General features: G+C 44.7%; 18 protein-coding genes. 12 read left to right on the forward strand and 6 right to left on the reverse strand.

Annotated features, from left to right (window positions below; translation table 11 throughout):
• The first annotated feature begins 71 nt into the window (after positions 1 to 71).
• The 8 genes from L4B77_RS06280 (at position 72) to L4B77_RS06315 (ending at position 6,692) form a co-directional block, all read left to right on the forward strand.
• A complete protein-coding gene (locus L4B77_RS06280) occupies positions 72 to 812 on the forward strand; it encodes a heme ABC transporter permease (protein ID WP_261839184.1) in 741 nt (246 codons plus the stop codon).
• Between the two features lie 19 nt (positions 813 to 831).
• Positions 832 to 1,038, forward strand: a complete 207-nt coding sequence (gene ccmD / locus L4B77_RS06285; protein WP_261839185.1) for a heme exporter protein CcmD — start codon at positions 832 to 834, stop codon at positions 1,036 to 1,038.
• Positions 1,035 to 1,517 carry a cytochrome c maturation protein CcmE gene (ccmE, locus tag L4B77_RS06290; RefSeq protein WP_261839186.1) on the forward strand — a complete coding sequence of 161 codons (483 nt, stop codon included), beginning with the start codon at positions 1,035 to 1,037 and terminating at the stop codon, positions 1,515 to 1,517. Before ccmD ends, ccmE begins: the two co-directional genes overlap by 4 nt.
• The gene (locus L4B77_RS06295) at positions 1,514 to 3,484 is read left to right on the forward strand and encodes a heme lyase CcmF/NrfE family subunit (protein WP_429749218.1); all 1,971 of its coding nucleotides are present in this window, start codon (positions 1,514 to 1,516) and stop codon (positions 3,482 to 3,484) included. Before ccmE ends, L4B77_RS06295 begins: the two co-directional genes overlap by 4 nt.
• A 5-nt stretch (positions 3,485 to 3,489) precedes the next feature.
• The gene (locus L4B77_RS06300; protein ID WP_261839188.1) at positions 3,490 to 4,041 is read left to right on the forward strand and encodes a DsbE family thiol:disulfide interchange protein; all 552 of its coding nucleotides are present in this window, start codon (positions 3,490 to 3,492) and stop codon (positions 4,039 to 4,041) included.
• Positions 4,038 to 4,520 carry a cytochrome c-type biogenesis protein gene (locus L4B77_RS06305; protein ID WP_372041244.1) on the forward strand — a complete coding sequence of 161 codons (483 nt, stop codon included), beginning with the start codon at positions 4,038 to 4,040 and terminating at the stop codon, positions 4,518 to 4,520. The genes L4B77_RS06300 and L4B77_RS06305 overlap by 4 nt, the downstream gene beginning before the upstream one ends.
• Positions 4,520 to 5,740 (forward strand): c-type cytochrome biogenesis protein CcmI, encoded by a 1,221-nt coding sequence (ccmI, locus tag L4B77_RS06310; protein WP_429749221.1) that lies wholly within the window; start codon positions 4,520 to 4,522, stop codon positions 5,738 to 5,740. The genes L4B77_RS06305 and ccmI overlap by 1 nt, the downstream gene beginning before the upstream one ends.
• Positions 5,741 to 5,906: 166 nt before the next feature.
• Entirely contained in the window at positions 5,907 to 6,692 is a 786-nt protein-coding gene (locus L4B77_RS06315; RefSeq protein WP_429749223.1) for an MlaA family lipoprotein, read from the forward strand.
• Positions 6,693 to 6,772: 80 nt separating this feature from the next.
• On the opposite strand, the gene L4B77_RS06320 is transcribed toward L4B77_RS06315, so the two are convergent.
• From L4B77_RS06320 to L4B77_RS06335, 4 genes are all read right to left on the reverse strand, one after another.
• Entirely contained in the window at positions 6,773 to 8,047 is a 1,275-nt protein-coding gene (locus tag L4B77_RS06320) for an outer membrane protein transport protein (RefSeq protein ID WP_429749225.1), read from the reverse strand.
• A 296-nt stretch (positions 8,048 to 8,343) separates the two neighbouring features.
• Entirely contained in the window at positions 8,344 to 9,594 is a 1,251-nt protein-coding gene (locus L4B77_RS06325; protein ID WP_429749227.1) for an outer membrane protein transport protein, read from the reverse strand.
• Between the two features lie 296 nt (positions 9,595 to 9,890).
• A complete protein-coding gene (locus L4B77_RS06330; RefSeq protein WP_429749229.1) occupies positions 9,891 to 10,619 on the reverse strand; it encodes a DUF3379 domain-containing protein in 729 nt (242 codons plus the stop codon).
• Positions 10,612 to 11,160, reverse strand: coding sequence for a sigma-70 family RNA polymerase sigma factor (locus L4B77_RS06335; RefSeq protein ID WP_261839683.1), 549 nt, complete (start codon positions 11,158 to 11,160; stop codon positions 10,612 to 10,614). Before L4B77_RS06335 ends, L4B77_RS06330 begins: the two co-directional genes overlap by 8 nt.
• Before the next feature lie 552 nt (positions 11,161 to 11,712).
• On the opposite strand from L4B77_RS06335, the gene fadI reads away from it, so the two are divergent.
• Positions 11,713 to 13,020 (forward strand): acetyl-CoA C-acyltransferase FadI, encoded by a 1,308-nt coding sequence (gene fadI, locus L4B77_RS06340; protein ID WP_261839195.1) that lies wholly within the window; start codon positions 11,713 to 11,715, stop codon positions 13,018 to 13,020.
• Positions 13,020 to 15,236 (forward strand): fatty acid oxidation complex subunit alpha FadJ, encoded by a 2,217-nt coding sequence (fadJ, locus tag L4B77_RS06345; RefSeq protein ID WP_429749231.1) that lies wholly within the window; start codon positions 13,020 to 13,022, stop codon positions 15,234 to 15,236. Before fadI ends, fadJ begins: the two co-directional genes overlap by 1 nt.
• A gap of 74 nt (positions 15,237 to 15,310) precedes the next feature.
• On the opposite strand, the gene L4B77_RS06350 is transcribed toward fadJ, so the two are convergent.
• Positions 15,311 to 18,091: an insulinase family protein gene (locus L4B77_RS06350; RefSeq protein WP_429749233.1), complete on the reverse strand. Its 2,781-nt coding sequence runs from the start codon at positions 18,089 to 18,091 to the stop codon at positions 15,311 to 15,313.
• 303 nt (positions 18,092 to 18,394) lie between these two features.
• On the opposite strand from L4B77_RS06350, the gene sixA reads away from it, so the two are divergent.
• Positions 18,395 to 18,859, forward strand: coding sequence for a phosphohistidine phosphatase SixA (gene sixA, locus L4B77_RS06355; protein WP_372041238.1), 465 nt, complete (start codon positions 18,395 to 18,397; stop codon positions 18,857 to 18,859).
• Positions 18,860 to 18,969: 110 nt separating this feature from the next.
• Here the strand turns inward: sixA and smrB are convergent, their stop codons facing one another.
• Positions 18,970 to 19,500, reverse strand: a complete 531-nt coding sequence (smrB, locus tag L4B77_RS06360; RefSeq protein ID WP_261839199.1) for an endonuclease SmrB — start codon at positions 19,498 to 19,500, stop codon at positions 18,970 to 18,972.
• A gap of 62 nt (positions 19,501 to 19,562) precedes the next feature.
• On the opposite strand from smrB, the gene prmB reads away from it, so the two are divergent.
• On the forward strand, positions 19,563 to 20,495 hold the full coding sequence (gene prmB, locus L4B77_RS06365; RefSeq protein ID WP_372041237.1) for a 50S ribosomal protein L3 N(5)-glutamine methyltransferase: 933 nt from the start codon (positions 19,563 to 19,565) through the stop codon (positions 20,493 to 20,495).
• The last annotated feature ends 174 nt before the right edge of the window (positions 20,496 to 20,669 follow it).

The raw sequence follows: 20,669 nt of genomic DNA on the forward strand, positions 1-20,669 counted from the left end.
ATTATAGCTTTGATAGCTGTATTATAGCTTTGATAGCTGTAAGCAATATGAAGTAAGAGTGAGATTACAACATGTGGAAATGGCTCCATCCCTATGCCAAAGCAGAAACTTCTTATCAGCTTGCTGGTAAACTTCTGCCATGGTTTTCGATCCTAGCGCTATTGTGCCTATCCGTTGGTACCGTGTGGGGGCTTGCATTTGCGCCTTCTGATTACCAACAAGGTGATAGTTTTCGAATCATTTACATCCATGTTCCGTCTGCAATCTGGTCGATGGGCGTTTACATGTCGATGGCGATTGCTGCCTTTATCGGCTTGGTATGGCAGGTAAGGCTATCAGATATGGCTGCGTTGGCGATGGCGCCTATTGGTGCTGTATTTACCTTCATTGCGTTACTAACCGGCGCTGTTTGGGGGAAGCCAATGTGGGGGGCTTGGTGGGTTTGGGATGCGCGTTTAACCTCAGAGCTGATTCTTCTATTCCTGTACTTGGGTGTGATTGCACTGCACCACGCTTTTGACGACCAAAAAACAGCAGCCAAAGCGGCAGGCATTTTGGCTATCGTTGGTGTCATCAACCTACCGATTATTCACTTTTCAGTAGAGTGGTGGAACACACTACACCAAGGTGCGACGATCACTAAGTTCGATAAGCCATCCATTTCAAGTGATATGTTATGGCCGCTTCTTCTTAATATCTTTGGCTTCGCCTTTTTCTTTGGTGCTGTGACTATGGTTCGTTTTAGAAACGAAATTATTAACAAAGAAAGTCACCGTCCATGGGTTCGCAAGCTTGCGGCTGAAAAAGCGTAGTAGGGTAGGTAATTATATTATGTATTTTGAATCTTTAAGTGATTTCTTTGCCATGGGAGGCTATGCCTCATATGTATGGAGTGCATTTGGAATCACATTCCTCACGATGATCATTTTAGTGGTCGTAAGCGTTCGTCGTGGTAAGCAATTACTGAATGAAGTACAAGCTAAGATTGATCGTCAAGCTCGTATTGATGCAGCAAAAAATATGGAGAACACGCTATGAACCCGAGGCGCAAAAAGAGGCTAGGTATTGTCTTAGCGATCTTTTTTGGTATCAGTGCGACGGTTGGATTAATGGTTTACGCACTTAATCAGAATATGGATCTGTTCTATACACCTACTGAGCTGGTGAATGGCAAAGACGGTAAAAAGCCTGAAGTCGGTCAACGCTTACGTATTGGTGGTATGGTCGTCGTCGGTTCTGTCAAACGTGACAACGAATCACTGCGTGTCAGCTTCGATTTAGCTGATGTTGGCCCTAAGGTGACCATCTTATACGATGGTATCCTTCCTGATCTTTTCCGTGAAGGCCAAGGTATTGTTGCTCAGGGCGTTCTTAAAGATGCCACAACAATAGAAGCGTTTGAGGTGTTGGCAAAGCACGATGAAGAGTACATGCCAGCTGAAATTGCGGAAGCAATGAAGAAAACCCATGAGCCTTTGCAATACACGACTGAACAAAAAGAAGGAAATGCTCAATGATAGCCGAGTTCGGCCATTTTGCGATGATCCTATCCTTGGGATTAGCATTGCTACTCAGTGTGCTCCCATTGTATGGGGCCGCTCGAAACAACACATTATTGATGAACAGCGCACGTCCATTGTCGTGGGGCATGTTCGGATTCTTAGCCATTTCGTTCTTTATTTTGTGTTACGCGTTTTACACGAATGATTTTACGATTCAATACGTAGCCAGTAATTCGAATAGCCAGCTTCCTTGGTACTATCGCATTACGGCGGTTTGGGGCGCTCATGAAGGTTCATTGCTGCTTTGGGTTCTTATCCAAGCCGGTTGGACGGTCGCGGTCGCGACCTTTAGCCGTGGCATGCCTCAAGAGTCTGTGGCTCGAGTATTGGCAATCATGGGTTTGATTACGGTCGGCTTTTTACTGTTCATTATCATCACGTCTAACCCGTTTCTACGTACATTGCCTTACTTTCCAGTCGATGGCCGTGACTTGAACCCGTTGTTGCAAGATCCGGGTTTGATTATTCACCCGCCTATGCTTTACATGGGTTACGTTGGTTTCTCTGTCGCGTTCTCTTTCGCCATTGCTTCTCTAATGACCGGCCGTTTAGATACGGCGTGGGCTCGTTGGTCTCGTCCTTGGACTATTGCGGCTTGGTTATTTCTAACAGTAGGTATTGCACTGGGTTCATGGTGGGCTTACTACGAACTTGGCTGGGGTGGCTGGTGGTTCTGGGATCCTGTAGAAAACGCTTCTTTCATGCCTTGGTTAGCGGGTACTGCACTGATGCACTCATTAGCAGTAACCGAAAAACGAGGCACGTTTAAAGCTTGGACAGTATTGCTGGCTATTTCGGCATTCTCACTGAGCTTACTCGGTACATTCTTAGTTCGTTCGGGCATCTTAGTATCGGTTCACGCATTTGCATCGGATCCTGCTCGCGGTATGTTTATTCTGGGTTTCTTGGTGTTTGTAATCGGTGGTTCACTGCTGTTGTTTGCAGTGAAAGGTGCATCAGTTCGTGTTCGTGGAAACTTTGATTTGGTTTCTCGTGAAAACGCACTGCTTGGTAACAACATCTTATTGATTGCAGCGCTTGTCGTTGTATTAGTCGGTACGCTACTGCCATTAGTTCACAAACAGTTAGGCTTGGGCTCGGTATCTATCGGTGCACCATTCTTTGATATGTTGTTCTTCTGGCTCATGATCCCGTTCTCTTTCCTACTGGGTATCGGTCCACTGATCCGTTGGAAACGCGACAACTTGTCTAAGTTGATTAAGCCAATGATCATTTCGGGCACTTTCTCGCTAGGTTTAAGCGCGCTAATGGTGACACTGCTGGCAGATCGCTTCAGTGGTACTGCTTTCGCTGGGTGGGTGATGTCATTCTGGATCATCTTCATGCATGGTTTTGAACTGCATGAGCGTGCGACTCACCGTCATACCTTCCTGAAGGGGCTCACTAAGCTGCCTCGTAGTCACTGGGCAATGATGTGTGGTCACATTGGTTTAGCGGTGACTGTGATTGGTATCGCGATGGTGCAAAACTACAGCATCGAACGCGATGTACGTCTGGCGCCAGGTGAAAGCTACCAACTTGAAGAGTACAGTTTCCTATTTACAGGTGTTCGTGACAAAGATGGTCCTAATTACGATGGTTACATTGCTGACTTTGACATTACCAAAGACGGCAAATACATCAACACGCTTCATGCTGAAAAACGTTTCTATACCACCGCTAAGTCTATGATGACTGAAGCGGCGATTGACCGTGGCGTAACTCGTGATCTATACATCGCAATGGGTGAGCGTTTAGACGACAACAAATCTTGGGCAGTACGTGTTTATTACAAACCATTTGTACGATGGATCTGGGCGGGCTCATTGATTATGTCGATTGGTGGTGTTATCGCGATGAGTGATCGTCGTTACCGTTTCCGTAAGCCAACGAAAAAGTCGGCTCAAGAGCAGGAGGCTTAATTCGAATGAACAAAAAGATTTTATTCATTCCTTTGATTGCGTTTATGGTTCTCGCTGGAATCTTTGCAACGCAATTGATGCGCAACCAGTCGGGCGACGACCCGACTAAGCTTGAATCCGTATTGATTGGTAAGCCTGTTCCCAAGTTCGGTCTGGAAGATTTGGAGCAACCTGGTAAGTTTCATGATCAAGCGATCTTTAAAGGTGAGCCATTGCTTCTTAATGTTTGGGCGACTTGGTGCCCGACTTGTTATGCAGAGCATTCCTATTTGAATAAGCTCGCAGATCAAGGCGTTAAAATTATTGGCCTTAACTACAAAGATGATCGCAATAAAGCAATCAATTGGTTAAACGAGTTGGGTAACCCTTATCTTATTAGTTTGTTTGACGGTAACGGCATGCTAGGGCTTGATCTCGGTGTGTATGGCGCACCTGAGACGTTCTTAATTGATGCGAACGGTGTGATTCGTTATCGCCATGTGGGTGACGTGAATCCAACGAATTGGGCAGCAACGCTTGAACCGATGTACCAAAAGTTGTTGGAGGAAGCGAAATGATCAAAAAGGTACTGATTGCTCTGTTCACGACGTTGGCCATTTCTGCATCGGTTTCGGCTACGCCTATCGAATTTCATGAATTTGATAACGTTGATCAAGAACAGCAGTTCAAAGAGTTGAGCCACACACTTCGTTGTCCTAAATGTCAGAACAACACAATCGCAGATTCGAATGCTGAGTTAGCGGTCGATTTGCGCCAAAAAGTGTATGAGATGACAAAAGACGGCAAATCAAAGCAAGACATTATTGATTACATGATTGCTCGTTACGGTAATTTTGTGACCTACAATCCGCCGTTGACATTAGCCACATCAATCCTTTGGCTTGGTCCGTTTGCGGTGGTTGTGTTTGGATTTGGTCTGATCATTTTACGAAGCAGAAAGTCAAAAGCAGTAGAGTCAGACAAAGACTGGGATGCAAACAAAGAAGCACGTTTAAAAGCGTTACTCGACGAAGAGAACGACGGAGATAAACAGTAATGACTCTATTTTGGATTTCTACCATTATCCTTTCGTTAGCGGCGATTTTACTGATTGTTTTGCCTTTCATTAATAAGAAAGCAAACGACGATCAAAGGCTTCGTGACGAGTTGAATAAAGCGTTCTATAAAGATCGTTTAGTTGAGCTGGAAGTTGAAGCTGAAGAAGGCCTTGTTGATAACCAACAAGAGCTGATCGCTGATCTCAAGCAATCTTTACTTGATGATGTCCCGGAGCAGAAAGAGGTCAAGCAAGCCCCCATTTCTACCGTTTCTGTCGTGGTACCTTCCGTTATTCTTGTTCTGGTCGTGACTTATGGAATGTACTTTAAGTTTGGCGCATTGGATAAAGTGCAACACTGGCAAGATGTGACTTCAAACCTTCCTGAGTTGTCTAAAAAGCTTATGTCATCAGAAGGTGGTGCGCTAACGGATGATGAATTGGAAGATTTGACGTTGGCACTGCGCACGCGTCTTCATTACCAACCGCAAGATTCAACCGGTTGGTTGCTGCTTGGACGAATTGCTCTTGCCAATCGCGATGCTGAAACCGCCAAAGATTCGATGGAGCGTGCGTACAAGCTTGAGCCTAATAATCAAGATGTTCAGCTAGGTTTTGCTCAAGCACTGATGCTTTCGCCTGATGAAGCGGATCAAAACCAAGCGCGTTTGATTTTGAGTCGTTTGATTCAAAACGACTACGTCGACTTACGTGTATTTTCACTGCTCGCGTTCGATGCATTCGAACGTCAAGATTACCCAAGTGCTGTTAAATATTGGAGCATCATGCAGCAGATGATTGGTCCACAAGACAGTCGCTATGAGATGTTGTCACGCAGTATAGAAAGTGCGCAGAAGAAAATGGGGGATACCATGGGGGTCGCTCAAGGTAAGAGTGTGGCAGTCACCCTTGAGCTGGCAAGCGACATTAATGTCGATCCTAAGTCGGTACTGGTTGTCTCCGTCCACAGAGCCGATGGTTCGCCAATGCCGGTAGCTGCAGCGCGTTATCCGCTGGGGACTTTCCCTCGGACTGTTGTACTGGATGATGGCAATAGCATGATGGAAGGACAGAAATTGTCTAGCCTTGAAACTTTGATGGTTAGAGCTAGGCTTGATAGTGACGGTAACGTTTCAACCCGAGAGGGTGATTGGTATGGTGAGAGTGACGTGGTTGAACTGGGGTCACCCGTTACCATTGACATCAATAAACAATATTGATCATGACTTTGCATAAGTGTTAACTATTCCGATTTAGCGACAAACGGTATAGACTTATGCAAACAATTGAGGTCAGCGATTGCTGGCCTCTCTTATTATTATACCAAGCGAGGGTGAGCCGTGGCTTACTGCGATTGGTATTGTTATTCCTTATGGAAAAGGTGCTATGTCTATCCGTGTTTTAAGACTTTCGGGGTTACTCGTTATCGCAAGCTTTATGGTGGGCTGTTCTAGCGCACCAGAAGAGAGCCAGAGTGAAGGGAACGTTGCAGCGTCTGAATACGTCAAAGAGTCCCATCCTAGCGATCCTTTTGAAAGTTTCAACCGAGCGATGTGGGACATCAACTATGAGTATTTAGATCCTTATTTGGTTCGCCCTGTGTCTCTTGCTTATGCTGACTATACACCGGTACCTGTTCGTTCTGGTATCTCCAACTTTTTAGCTAACCTAGATGAACCATCGAGCATCGTGAACAACCTAATGATGGGCAATGGCGAAAAAGCACTCGACCATTTTAACCGTTTTTGGTTGAACTCTACGTTTGGTCTTTTAGGGTTAATTGATATTGCTAGCGAAGCGGGTATCACCAAGTATGACGAAAAATCGTTTGCTGATGCGATTGGCCATTACGGAGTTGGGAATGGACCGTACTTCATGGTGCCGGGTTATGGGCCGATTACCACTCGTCAAGTGGCCGAGCAAGTGGATAGCTTGTATGTTCCTTTATCCTTTTTGAATTTTTGGGCGAGTGTAGGTAAGTGGGCGTTTGAAGGTATGGAGAAACGAGCTCGGTACGTACCTCAGGAGTCACTATTGGAAGACTCTCCGGACCCATATGCGTTAACACGAGATGTTTACCTTCAACGTCGTGACTTTAAAGCCGAGATCGCTCCTGAAGACGTTGATCTTGAAGAAGAAGACCTCATTGACGGATACCTAGAAGATTACTAGAAAATCGATAAAAGAAAGGCTCGATGTTGAAAACAACATCGAGCCTTTTTAATGTTTGTTAGTTTGAGTCAGTAAACAGTTTAGAAACGGTAGTTCGCTTGGATACCCACTAGCCAGATGCTCCCTGTTGCCTCGCCTTCGAAGCTGCCACCAAATAAATCAGCGGCTGGAACTTTTTCATGCATCTTAGCGTCTTTCGCTAGGATGTAAGTAAAGCCTGCATCTAGAGTCAGTTGCTCAGACCATTGGTAGCCGGCACCAATACTTAACCAAGTACGATCTGTTTCTGGAATCGTCGCTGTACGATGCTCTTCACTTACTGCTGAAGTATCATATGCGATACCAGAGCGTAGAGCCAGTTTAGGTGTCATTTGGTAAGTGGTACCAATGGCAAAACGGTAGTTGTCTTCCCAGTTTTCTTGTTTGATGTCTACGCTGTTTTCACCCGGGAAATCAGCAACAAGCTCTTTAAAACTGCTCCAGTTTGTCCAGTTGATGCTCGCGTGAACCGCAACTTTGTCAGTGAGTTGGTGGAAGCTAGCAAGTTCTGCGCTCGCAGGAAGTGCAAGATCCATGGAACCAGGTTTGTGCGCATTAGGATTTGCCATATTGAAAGCAAACCCTTTCGCATGACCTTCAAGAGTTAAATCGACTTCAGATTTATAGGTAAAGCCTAGGCGGTTATTCTCGTTGATCTGCCAAGCCGTACCAACTTGCCAACCCCATGCCGTATCATCGCCTTCCATGTATTTTAAAGCAGTGCCTACAGGTAAAGGAGCTAGAGAGTTCGCCGTTGATGCCGCACCGAAGTGACCATCAGCCATTACGTAGCGAAGGCCACCACCAATAGATACGCTGTCTAGAACTTGGTAAGCAGCATTTAGGTTAAGCTCCATTGTGGTCACTTTTGCTTCGTTACCGTGGTTTGCGCCACCGAAGTCTTTACCTAGGTCTGTTTCCATACCGTAGTTCGTACCCGCAGCAAAGCCCAATGCAAACTTGTCGTTGTACTTATGAGAAACATAAAAGTTTGGAATGACTGCACTGTGGGCAAAATCGCTAGAATTTGATGGAGTAGATCCCATCATAGACGTAGAAGTACCGTCGATGTCGATGTTTGGATCAACATAGATAGCACCAACCGAAACCTGAGTACCTTCTAGGTAAGTCAGCATTGCAGGGTTACGCCATTGTGCGTCTGCACCGTCAGCCATTGCCGCTTCACCTGCGTATGCACGTCCTAGGCCTGTTGCTGAGTATTCGGCTAGTTGAAAACCAGCGGCGTAAGTTCCGGAAGATACCGAAAATAGTCCTGCTGCCACTGCAGCACATAGAAGAGTTTTATTCATTTTCATTGTTATGTTCGCTGAATCATAAGTGTTTAGTGGCGTGATTCTACGTTTAGAGTCATTACTTTAAAAATGTAATTCGAGTAAAATGGTGTTTTAGGGATTAAATGAGTAAATTTGGTTAATTACTAGAGAAATCATCTGAATGTTTCGGTTGTGTTGTGAAGTTTGAGCGTACACTTGTAGTCATAATTTACCCTTCGAGGCTACAGCTGTAAGCCAAAATTGATGTTGGTCAGTGATTTAGGCAATAAAAAAGGGTCGCATCAAGCGACCCTTTGGGATTGATAACTTAGCTTATATTAGAAGCTACGGCTGTACTGTAGACCCACTAAAATTGCATCAGCGTGTGTCGTACCAGCAATAGATGAAACTGTTATTGGGCCTAACTCGGTTGATTCGTTCACATCAACATTATCACCCAGTAGGTACGTGAAACCAAAATCTACATTTGACGCTGTGTCGATATGGTACGTGAAACCTGCTGAGAACCACTGACGATCAGAATCTGGCACTGAAATTGAAGTGACTTTATCTTGAGCGCTTGTGTCGTACATGTAACCAGCACGAAGCGTCCAATCTTTATTCATGTAATAGGTTGTACCAAGAGCGTAATGCATACCGTTTTGCCATTCGTAGTCATTTAGTACACCGGCATTTTTAGCTTCTAGTTTATCAAATGAGCTCCAACCTATCCATTGAACTGAATAGTGCACTGCAAACTTGGTGTCTTCAATACGGTGGTAACCAGAAAACTCTAATAGGTCAGGCAGTGGCATTAACAGAGTGTCATTCTTGTATTCTTTGCCCGTGTAGCTAATATCGCCTTTAGCTTCTAGTTCAGGAGAGTAGTGATAAGCTAAACCGAAACGGTTGTTTTTATCTAACTCAAATACAGTACCTACGTTAAAGCCTAGAGCCCATCCATCTGCATCAACATTTAATGCATCTCCTGGCATTCCTAGTGGATTTGGTCGTTGAAGCTTACCTTGACCATAAATTAAATCCAGGCCAGCACCGAAGCTCCACTGCTCATTCAGACGGTATGAGCCAGCAAGACCAAAGTTAACACTTTTTACATCTGTTAGGCCACCAAACTCATTTCCTGCGTAATCAGAAGAAAATTCAGTTTTAGTACCAAAGTTTGAATATGCATTTACACCCAAAGCAAACTTATCGTTAATCGGTACAATTAAGTGAATATTTGGTGCGATAGAAGTATCACCTGCATCATCATAATTAGCTGAAGGTGCATTAGGGTTTGCAGTAACCCCACCTGGGTAATATTTTGCATCTTTAACTTCGATCATAGAAGTGATGCTTTCAAAACCAAGAGAAAGCTCCGTTTTGTCAAACAGTGCCATTGCCGCTGGGTTACGTGCCATTACTGACGCGTTATCTGCGATGACGGCATCACCAGCGAAAGCACGGCCGATGCCCGTTGCTGATTGTGCGTTAAGTTGGAAACCGGCTGCCATCGCTTGCGAAGATGCCAGTGTGATTGTTACTGCTAAAAGAGACTTTTTAAACAGACGCGTGTTGTTGGTAGTCATTCATTTATTCCTTTATATATCCGCCTCTACAGGGCGATTAATTTGAGCAATTGCTCAATGGTGGCTGATCCTATTCGCAAGTATACGATATACAAATCCGACCATTGGAGATTTTGAGTGGAAAATTATGGAAATGACGTCTATCTGGCACGAAAATGGTGATAAATGCTGTTTTTTAGAGTTTTAACTCTAAAGCTATTGGGTTGGTGAATGATTTTCGGTTTATTGATACACAAAGCCCAGCGATATCAAGAATATAATCGCTGGGCCTTTTATGACGGGGTTTTGAGAGCACATTAGCTCATTGGTTTAATCATTTTTGTCAGCTTTTCGGCGATCTTAGTCACGTCTTCGCCCTTTTCTCCGACAAGGATGAGACTGCTGCCATCGATGGGGGTTATTGAACCAGACATGCCTTTTTCATCAAAGTCGAGGGATTTTTCTGTTGGAATCCCGGTTAAAAACAGTGTTACTTTGCCTTTTTCACCTTGGAAAACCATGTGAATTGCGTTGGACTTTCCGAAACCACAATGGTTTAGGTAATAAACGTGATAGGGAAAATCTTCATCAAACTGAAATGAAAATGGGTTCATCTTGGCATTGATTTGCTGTGATGTGACTTGTTCATCCAGTACATTCACAAAGCTATTTTCATCAATAACATGTTTGATTGCTGTATCTGCCAAGCTTGCTTGGGCGGGTGACACGAGTGCACTCTTCCAGTTAATTTGGCCAACCAATAAACCGGCAACGAATGCTACAGACGCGGCCATCGCTATTGCTCGTCGAGCAAAAGTCGGTCTTACGACATTGCTTTCTTCACTGGAGGGTTGATTGAACAGAATACGATCAGCGAGATCGTCTGGTACATCCACATTCATCGCAGAGTGGATCTGTTTATCAAGTGATAGTACGTCGTCTAAGAAGTGACTATTGGTTTGACTGTTTGCTGCCGCATCAATGATATCTGGTGTGCGTTGTTTAGGTTCCGACAATACACGACGACGAAATTCCAAATCATCCATTATGTTGCCCCCTCTCTGCCTCTTCTCTATCCAACTTCTCTTTCAACTGGTTTCGAGCTCTGAATAAACGTGTCATTACCGTGTTTTTGTTGAGATCGAGAATATCGGCGATCTCATCACCACTAAATCCCCCAATCACTTGCAAGAAGAGAGGTTCACGATAATCGACTTCGAGTTTCATGATCTGTACTTGCAACCATTGGTGCTGATGGTGTGGGTCATCACTGACACTAGCATCGTTACTGTGATCGTCGATATCGACCAGATCAAATTGTTTGCGTTCAAAGCGTCGAGCATTCTCGCGTCTCAAGATGGTAATTAGCCAAGACTTAGCGGCTTTTTCATCTTGTAGGCTATCGAGTGACTTCCATGCGCGAAGGCAAGTCTCCTGTACTAAATCTTCGGCGATGCTTTTGTCTTTGCACAACCAATAGGCGTAGCGAAAGAGGTCACGATGATAAGCTCGTACGAGCGCTTCGTATTTTCTTTGTTTGTCCATATCAGAGTTGACCGGACGCCTGCTTGTTTTCTTTCCAAACATTTTTATTATTGACACACGAGCCTCCATAATTGCTCTGCGCATAGTTACCCTCTATACGTTGTGCTTCGTTTTTATATTTTTTAGAGTTAACGCCCGGCAGGAAATCGTAAAATCACATTAAAATTGATCTACTTCAAAATTTAAGGCCTCGAACAAGTTATAGTACATCTTGTCGTCTAGTTAGTCATTCGTGACTAGCATGTTGAGCAAGACGACACTTCCTTTTGAAGGCTGACTTTACTTTCTCCTAATCAGGAAACTGATTATTTCAATTGGCGTTAAGTTAATTGCTTTATATACATTCCGACCACACAACTTCGTGTGGTTTTTTTTTGCCTCAAGAAACCATTCCCTATATTGCGATAACAGTTTTGGCTTACAATAGTTTAGTCTCTTACGACAACCTTTCCCCAAAAAAGGTTCGCCTGAATGTGCAGTTATATTTTTAAACAGTGAGATACTCGTATCACGTTTATTTAAACGCTTGTTTGATTTAATTAACAACTTCTTTACAATACCTCAGGTCAGACCTCTTAACTCAAAGGAGAAACCATGGGCAAACAGGAAGTCAAAACACGTTCCGGAGAACGTGTCGCCGTTGTCGCTGGATTACGAACCCCATTCGCTCGTCAGAGCACAGAATTTAGTCAAGTGCCCGCTGTTGACCTCGGCAAAATGGTTGTGAGCGAGATGCTTGCCCGAACGGATGTTGATCCTGCACTCATTGAACAAGTTGTGTTCGGTCAAGTGGTGCAGATGCCGGAGGCACCGAATATTGCACGTGAAATTGTGCTTGGTACCGGCATGGATATTAATACCGATGCTTACAGTGTGACGCGTGCTTGTGCAACGAGTTTTCAAGCTGCTGTTAACGTGACCGAAAGTATAATGGCAGGCACGATTGATGTCGGTATTGCGGGTGGTGCGGATTCTTCTTCTGTATTGCCAATTGGTGTTTCGAAGAAGCTCGCGGCAAACCTATTGGCGTTAAGCAAAACGAAAACGCTAGGTCAAAAGCTGAAGATTCTTAAAACACTTTCAGTTAAAGATCTGATGCCAGTACCACCGGCGGTAGCCGAATACTCGACAGGCCTATCCATGGGACAAACGGCCGAGCAGATGGCTAAGACCCATGGTATTACTCGCGAAGCTCAAGATGCACTGGCTCACCGTTCTCACTCGTTGGCTTCTCAAGCATGGAAAGAAGGCAAGATTCAAGACGAAGTGATGACGGCATTCCCTGCGCCTTATAAAAACTACCTCGCGGAAGACAACAATATTCGCCATGACTCAACGGTTGAAGGCTACGCTAAGCTGCGTCCTGCTTTTGATAGAAAGTACGGCAGTGTAACCGCTGCCAATGCTACGCCGCTGACTGATGGTGGTGCGGCGGTGATGTTGATGCGCGAAGGTAAAGCGAAGGAGCTAGGCTTAGAAGTGCTTGGCTATATTCGTGGTTATGCGTTCTCAGCAATTGGTGTTGAAACGGATATGTTGATGGGGCCAACGTACGCGACCGCTCAAGTGCTAAAGAACACCGGTCTAGAGTTATCTGATCTAACCTTGATTGAGATGCACGAAGCATTTGCAGCACAAGTGTTGGCTAACGTTAAAATGTTCGCCAGCGATGAGTTTGCTCAGAAGAATCTTGGCCGCGACAAAGCGATTGGTGAGATTGATATGGAGAAGTTCAACGTGCTGGGTAGTTCCATTGCTTATGGACACCCGTTTGCAGCGACAGGGGCGCGAATGATGACTCAAACACTGCGTGAACTGAAACGTCGCGGTGGCGGCTTGGCACTGAACACGGCGTGTGCGGCTGGTGGTTTAGGTGCAGCAATGATCTTGGAGGTGGAATAATGTCTACGACTCTTGATGCAACAACAGAAAAAGAAATCGTCGCTCAACCCGATTCAACGTCTGCGACTGAATCAACCAAAAATAAAGCGACAGCGTTCTCTCTTAATATCGATGAACAAGACATTGCATGGCTTGCGATCGATGTGCCAAACGAGAAAATGAACACGCTGCAAGCGGCTTTTGCTGAAGAAATGAAAGCCATCTTCGAGCAACTCAAAGAAAAGCAGAGCCGAATTAAGGGTTTAATCGTTCATTCTCTCAAGCCAGATAACTTTATCGCGGGTGCGGATGTACGAATGCTGGATGCGTGTAAAACGGCTGATGAAGCACAGTCTTTAGCTCGCCAAGGGCAGGAGATGTTTCAAACACTTTCAGATCTTCCGTACCCTGTCGTCGCAGCAATACATGGTCCATGTTTAGGCGGCGGGTTAGAACTGGCTCTTGCGTGCGATTACCGGGTATGTACCGATTCAGACCAAACCCGTCTTGGCCTGCCAGAAGTTCAGTTAGGTTTATTGCCTGGCTCTGGTGGCACACAGCGCCTTCCTCGTCTAATTGGTTTGCTGCCATCACTCGATCTTATTTTAACGGGTAAACAACTGCGTGCTAAGAAAGCAAAATCACTTGGGGTTGTGGATGCTTGTGTACCTGAAACCATCTTGCTTGAAGTCGCTAAAAGCTATGTTGAAAAGAATTCAGGTGGCAAAAAAGGTAAGCGTCTTGCGTCTAAAAAACGGGCTTCAGCCAAAGAAAAACTGATTTCACGTACTGGGTTGGGGCGCAAAGTGATTTTTGAACAAGCTTCTAAGAAGACGAATCAGAAAACTCGCGGCAATTACCCAGCAGCAGATGCGATCCTTGATGTGATTCGTTATGGCCTGGAGAATGGCTTTGATAAAGGCCTTCACTATGAAGCGAAGCGTTTCTCGGAACTGGTGATGACTGCTGAATCCAAAGCCCTGCGTTCGATTTTCTTTGCAACCACGGAAATGAAAAAAGAACACGGTGCAGACGCAGAACCGAAAGCGGTGAAACGTATTGGTGTGCTAGGCGGCGGTCTAATGGGTGCAGGTATTAGTCATGTGAGTGTGGCAAAAGCGAAAGTGCCAGTGCGCATTAAAGATGTATCAAATGAAGGTGTGCTTAATGCGCTTAACTACAACTATCAGTTGTTCGATAAGCAGCGTAAACGTCGAATTTTGAGTAGAGCGGGTCTTGAAAGTAAGATGCTTCAGTTGGCTGGTGGTATCGACTTTACCAGCTTTAACCACACCGACGTGGTGATTGAAGCCGTGTTTGAAGATCTTGAGCTTAAGCAATCAATGGTTGCGGACATTGAAGCCAATGCCAAGCCAGAGACAATCTTTGCGACTAATACGTCTTCTTTGCCAATCCATAAGATTGCAGAGAAGGCGCTGCGACCAGAAAATGTGGTTGGCCTGCATTACTTCAGCCCTGCCGAAAAAATGCCGCTGGTTGAAGTTATTCCTCATGAAACAACGTCAGAAGAGACGATTTCGACAGTGGTTGCATTAGCGAAGAAGCAAGGTAAAACCCCAATTGTTGTTAAAGATACGGCTGGCTTCTATGTGAACCGTATTCTTGCGCCGTACATGAACGAAGCGGCGCATCTGTTATTGGCGAATGAGCCGATTGAAAAACTTGATAGCGCATTATTGGACTTCGGTTTTCCAGTCGGCCCGATCACCTTGCTCGATGAAGTGGGGGTTGATATTGGTGCGAAGATCATTCCGATTTTAGTCAATGAGCTTGGCAACCGTTTCCAAGGCCCAGATGTGTTCGACGTTCTTTTGAATGACAACCGTAAAGGCCGTAAGAGTGGTAAAGGTTTCTATACTTACAAGGGTAAAAAGAAGGAAGTCGATAAGTCAGTTTACAAGCTGCTTAAGCTGCAACCGGAACCTAAGTTGAGCGATAACGACATTGCTCTGCGTTGTGTGTTACCCATGCTGAATGAAGCGGTCCGTTGTCTTGATGACGGTATTATTCGCAGCCCTCGTGATGGTGATATCGGTGCGATTTTCGGTATTGGTTTCCCGCCATTTTTAGGTGGCCCGTTCCGCTATATGGATCAAATTGGTATTAAGTCTCTGGTTGAGATGATGAACGACTTCGCGAAGAAATACGGTGATCGTTTTGCGCCATGTGATGGTCTGTTAACGCGTGCTGGTTTGGATGACTCTTTCTACAAGTAACTTTCTAGTGCGCTGATGATGAAGCCCGCATCAAACGATTGATGCGGGCTTTTTATTGAGTGTCGATTTATCATTTATCCGTGAAGATCGTAGTCTTTAGGGCGTAATTGAAATTCATCAATAGAGCCAATTTCCACCCCGACGGATAATTTTTCTTCAGTGTCGTGAGCGTTACCTTGTGCGTGCATAATTAGACGATTCGCCGTACGTGGTTTGAGCTGGTTGACCACAAAACGGATCATATCAGAGCGAGTTAGCCCTTTTAGCTCTTCAAGCACATGTTCTCTTTGGTTGAATTCGACGTCTTTATTGCCAATCGCCACCCATAAGCGCTGAGCACGTCCTCGCAATGTGGTATCTGGGGTTGAAATCTGATTCCATAAGCCCCGTTTACTGCTGTGCCATTGATAATCATTAAGTTCCAACAACACCATGTAAAAGGCATTGAGGAATTCATCTATCGAAGCGAGTAGGTCGACCGGGGCCGCATTGGGTGACTGCACGTACAATACAATACCGGGATGGCGATTGAGTGGCATATTCCCAGTCCCAACCATATAACCTAGCTGTTGTTTGGTACGTATTTCATGGAAGAAAGTCGCCGACATGAGGTGATTGGCTAATGAATATAGTGCAATGCTGTTAGGTAAGGTATCGGGACATTGATAATAGACCACAATCGCAGAATCATCTTGATTGCAGGCGACTTCACGTTGAAAGCTGCCGTTTTCGCCAAGCATGATTAATGGGCGTAGTGACTCTTCGTAGGCTTGGCCTTGAACACGCAGCGCATCTTTTAGGTTTTCAGCCATCTTGTGGGCATCGGTTTTTTGCCAGTCACCATAGACAAACATTTCTATGTGCAGTTCGGCCAAAATCGCTTGCACAAAAGAAGACAGTTCATCCACCTCTATCGTTTCTAATGCTTCAATTAAAACGGAATAGGGCGGATTATTGGGCTGAAGTATTCCAGTCATCGTATTAAACAGCTGCGAAATAGGCCGATCTTGTGATGTGTTATTCCAGTTTCTGAGCAGCTGATTTTTAATTGTTTTGAAGCGTGCCGGACTAAAGTCGCGAGCTTGGAAATGTTCAATAATCATGTTGAGCAGTTGTGGCTGCTTCTCGCTGAACCCTGAAAGCGTGAGCGTAACACCGCCCTGATGGGTATACATGTTGTAACCCATGCCGGCAATCTCAGCTTGATACGTATCTTTTTCAAGCGAGTCTAAGAACATTTCGACGCAGAGGCGTGTCTTAACGATGTTTCTTGGGCTTGATACCGAATGTGGGCTGTCGATGGCAATATACACGACACCTTTGGGTACTCGAAACTGGTGGTCTTGCAGGTGCCACAATTTAAAGCCGTCGAGCTGTTCCAACAATTGTGGGTATTGAGTGTCATCTTCGAGCTCTTTTGGGTCTAAATCATAGCAAATAAACGGGTTTTTACTTGGCAGTTCAAACTTCCAGCCGGGGTTGATACTCGTAAAACATTGGGTTTGTTCTGGGCTAAAAGGCGTGACAGAGTAGGGGGTAAAGTACCATTTTGCTTTTATATCATATTCGAAGCCTTGGGCAATGATGGTTGCACGCATATTGTCGACGGATAAGTAGGGAAGTAAAGAGCGTTGTAACTCTTCGTCAAAGTGCGACATCTTATAATCGCCATACACCACATCTTGTTCTTGGTAGTGCTGCATGTTGATCACAAGATGACTGACGATATCAAGCGGCCTTGCTGGCTCTTGAAAGCGGAATGCGGATTCTAAAACAGCACGTTTTTCTAAGTAGCGCCACTCTTCAATCCCTTGCTGTTCAATGAGCTTGATGTATTGGAAGACGGCTTGGATGATGCTGTCGGTTTTTGTTAAACCCTTCATCGTCAATGAACAATTGACGGTGAAGTCACGGTAGTTACTGCTGCTTGCTCCGCCTCCCGCAGATAGGGAGGTAATCCAACCTTTCTCTTTGAGTTGCATCATTAAGCTGCCTTCACCTTCATAACCTAAAAGATGGGCAAAGAACGACAAGGGTTTAATGCCGTAGTGTGCATCCATATTCGGCATCGGGAAGGTTAAGATAAGTTTTCGTACTTCTTTTATTGGCTCAACACGGACTTGAATACCCGTGCTTAGCTCGCCAACAATCGGCACTTCAACCTTTTTGCCTTGTAAGTGGTGATTGGGAATTGAGCTAAAACGTTTTACCACCCAGCTTTGCATCTCATCTAATGACTGATTGCCAGACAGTGTTAGCGTCATCAAGTCAGCAGAGTACTGTTGCTGGTGGAAAGCTAAGATCTCTTGTCGAATCGTCTCACCGTTTCTGTCACCCAAGGTATCGATATTACCGACAGAAAATTTTGAGAATGGGTGATTGTGGTTCACTAACTCTTTGGTCACCTGATACAAGCGGCGAGAATCGTCATTGAGTTTCATTTTATATTCTGAATCAACGGCTTGACGCTCTTTATCTAACGCTTCCTCATTGAACAAGGGAGCAGTAAAAAACTGGCTAAAGCGATCGAGTGCGCTTTTAAATGCATTTAATTCAACATCAAAAAAGAAGCAAGTATGTTCTGTTCCCGTCCAAGCATTGTTACTGCCACCATGTTGGCTGATAAAGCTTTGGAATTCCCCGATCTTTGGATACTTTTCTGTTCCCAAAAAGAGCATATGCTCTAAATAATGAGCTAAGCCCTCTCTATCTGAAGGGTCATCAAAGTGCCCGACATTCACTGCGAGTGCGGCAGCCGCTTTTTGAGCGTTTTGATCGTGAACTAGCAGTACTCGTAATCCGTTATTTAGTGTTAGGTAACGGTATTGATGTTCATCGTTGGGGCTTAAATGCACAGGAGCATCTCCAGATAAGGTAGTTTTTAAATTATGTACTCGATGATTCGGCGTGCAAACCTAGAAATCATATTTTGGGATATGAAAGGCTTTTTGGCGACTTCAACAGACTTTTATCGATTTTTATCAGTGATTTATTTTCTTTTACCAAGATTGTTAAGAAAGTCGAACTCTTTAGCAAGTGACTTGATATAATTATTTATATAGACTTTGCTTTCTCTGGATGGAGAGACCAACGCTAAGTAGCGTATCGCTGATATGGGATATATCGACTTTCGACATGTTACGAAGACAGGACTGAACATGAAAATATTCATAATGCGCCACGGAGAAGCAGAACATTTTGCTAACTCTGACGCTGAACGAGCGTTAACAAAGCGCGGTAAAATCGCGTCTCTTGCTGTGGCTCAAGCAGCCGCTGAGCAAGGGTTTAATCAGTTCGATAAAGTGCTTGTCAGCCCATATTTAAGGGCACAAGAAACGTGGTTAGAGATCTCTCAGGTGTTTTCCGGAAAGAAAGTCGAAACCAGTGATGATATTACCCCTTATGGTATATCCAGTGATGTGTTCGATTTGACTCTAGCGCTGGCCGACGTAGAAAAGCTTGAGACCATTTTATTTGTTTCTCATTTACCTCTTGTGGGCTATTTAACGGCAGAGTTTGTGACTGGTATGGCTCCACCTATGTTCCCAACTTCAGGGCTAGCTTGTATTGAATTCGACCTTGAAAAACAAACCGGTGAGTTACTTTTTAACATCAATCGATAGTTCAGGTTGATACGATTTTTAAAAGTGAAAGATCAGCGTGAAAAGGGCATCTCAATGGTTTGAGATGCCCTTTTTGTTTTTTGATATGAGGATGAATTCGTAAACCTGAATTACTTATCAGGAACGGCAAGCAGTACCAACAGCGCACCATGACCACCGAACTCTAACGGTGCTTGGTGAAAAGCCATAACATCAGGGTGCTGTGCTAACCACAACGGTACTTTTTGTTTAAGAATATGCTTACCAATACCGTGTTGCACACAAGCACAGGCGACACTCTCCTTAACGCAGTGAGCGATCATGGCTCCCAGCTCGCGCTTTGCTTCTTGCTGTGTCATACCATGCATATCGAGATAGACGTCAGGCACGTAAACCCCACGGCGTAGTCGCTTGACTTCATATTTAGAGACATCATCACGCGAATAACGCGTTGGACCCTCTTCGCTAAGGTGCGGAATGAACTCGTCCGAGAAATAAAACTCGCTATCACTGGCTTGTCTTGTTGTTCGAGTCATTTCTTTTTGCTTTGCATCTCTTTTTGGCTGCTGGATTATGGTATCCTGTTGCAACTTTTTAACGCCCTTTACTGCCTCGCTGAACAGGGCGAAATCGTCATCAAAGTTGGTGTCTTTTTTGCTCATCAGGTTATGAATTCTAATTAGAAACGTAATTAGCAGTATTGTAGCGCTTTTCGGAGACAATTTTGGATAAGATTTTTGTAGAAGAAGCGGTATCAGAACTACACACGCTTCAAGATGTGATTCGTTGGACCGTTAGCCGCTTTAACGCAGCGGGCTTATTTTATGGTCACGGTACGGATAACGCGTGGGATGAGGCGGTACAACTTATTTTGCCTACTCTTTATCTACCGATTGATGTTCCAGCGCATGTGATGAACTCTCGTTTAACGAGTAGTGAACGTTTACGCATCGTTGAGCGCGTGATTAAGCGTATCAATGATCGCACTCCAACCGCTTATCTAACCAATAAAGCTTGGTTCTGTGGTCTTGAGTTTTTTGTTGATGAACGCGTGCTTGTGCCTCGTTCGCCAATTGGTGAGTTGATCGAAGCTCAGTTTCAACCATGGTTAACTGAAGAGCCAATCCGCATCATGGATATGTGTACGGGCAGTGGTTGTATTGCTATTGCTTGTGCTCACGCATTTCCTGACGCTGAAGTCGATGCGATTGATATTTCTACTGATGCATTGCAAGTGGCTGAGCAGAACATCCAAGATCACGGTATGGAGCAACAAGTGTTTCCAATCCGTTCCGATCTTTTCCGCGATTTGCCAAAAGAAAAATATAACCTGATCGTATCAAATCCACCTTACGTGGACGAAGAAGATATGAACAGCTTGCCTGATGAGTTTACTCATGAGCCGGAGCTTGGCCTAGCAGCAGGGACTGACGGACTTAAATTGGTTCGCCGTATCTTGGCTGACGCACCAGATTACCTAACAGAGAATGGTATTCTGATCTGTGAAGTGGGCAACTCAATGGTTCACATGATGGAGCAGTATCCAGAGCTTCCATTTACTTGGATCGAATTCTCAAACGGTGGTCACGGTGTCTTCATGATCACTCGCGAGCAGCTCGTCGCTCATGCAGACGAGTTTTCTATCTACAAAGGCTAGGTTGCTGCTCGTTTTTAGCTTAAAGATAAAGCTTGAAACTTCAGGTTAGAACTTTGTAAGGCGTTCTATTTTAGTCGTTTAAATTTAAACGCTGTGCAGCGGTGCATGGCGTTTTTTATTGCCGAAATTTAGCAGGGAAGGTATCTACAAAAGCAGAACTCGCTCAATATTCAG

This window comes from Vibrio minamisatsumaniensis, assembly GCF_050337445.1.
GTDB classification, from domain to species: domain Bacteria; phylum Pseudomonadota; class Gammaproteobacteria; order Enterobacterales; family Vibrionaceae; genus Vibrio; species Vibrio artabrorum.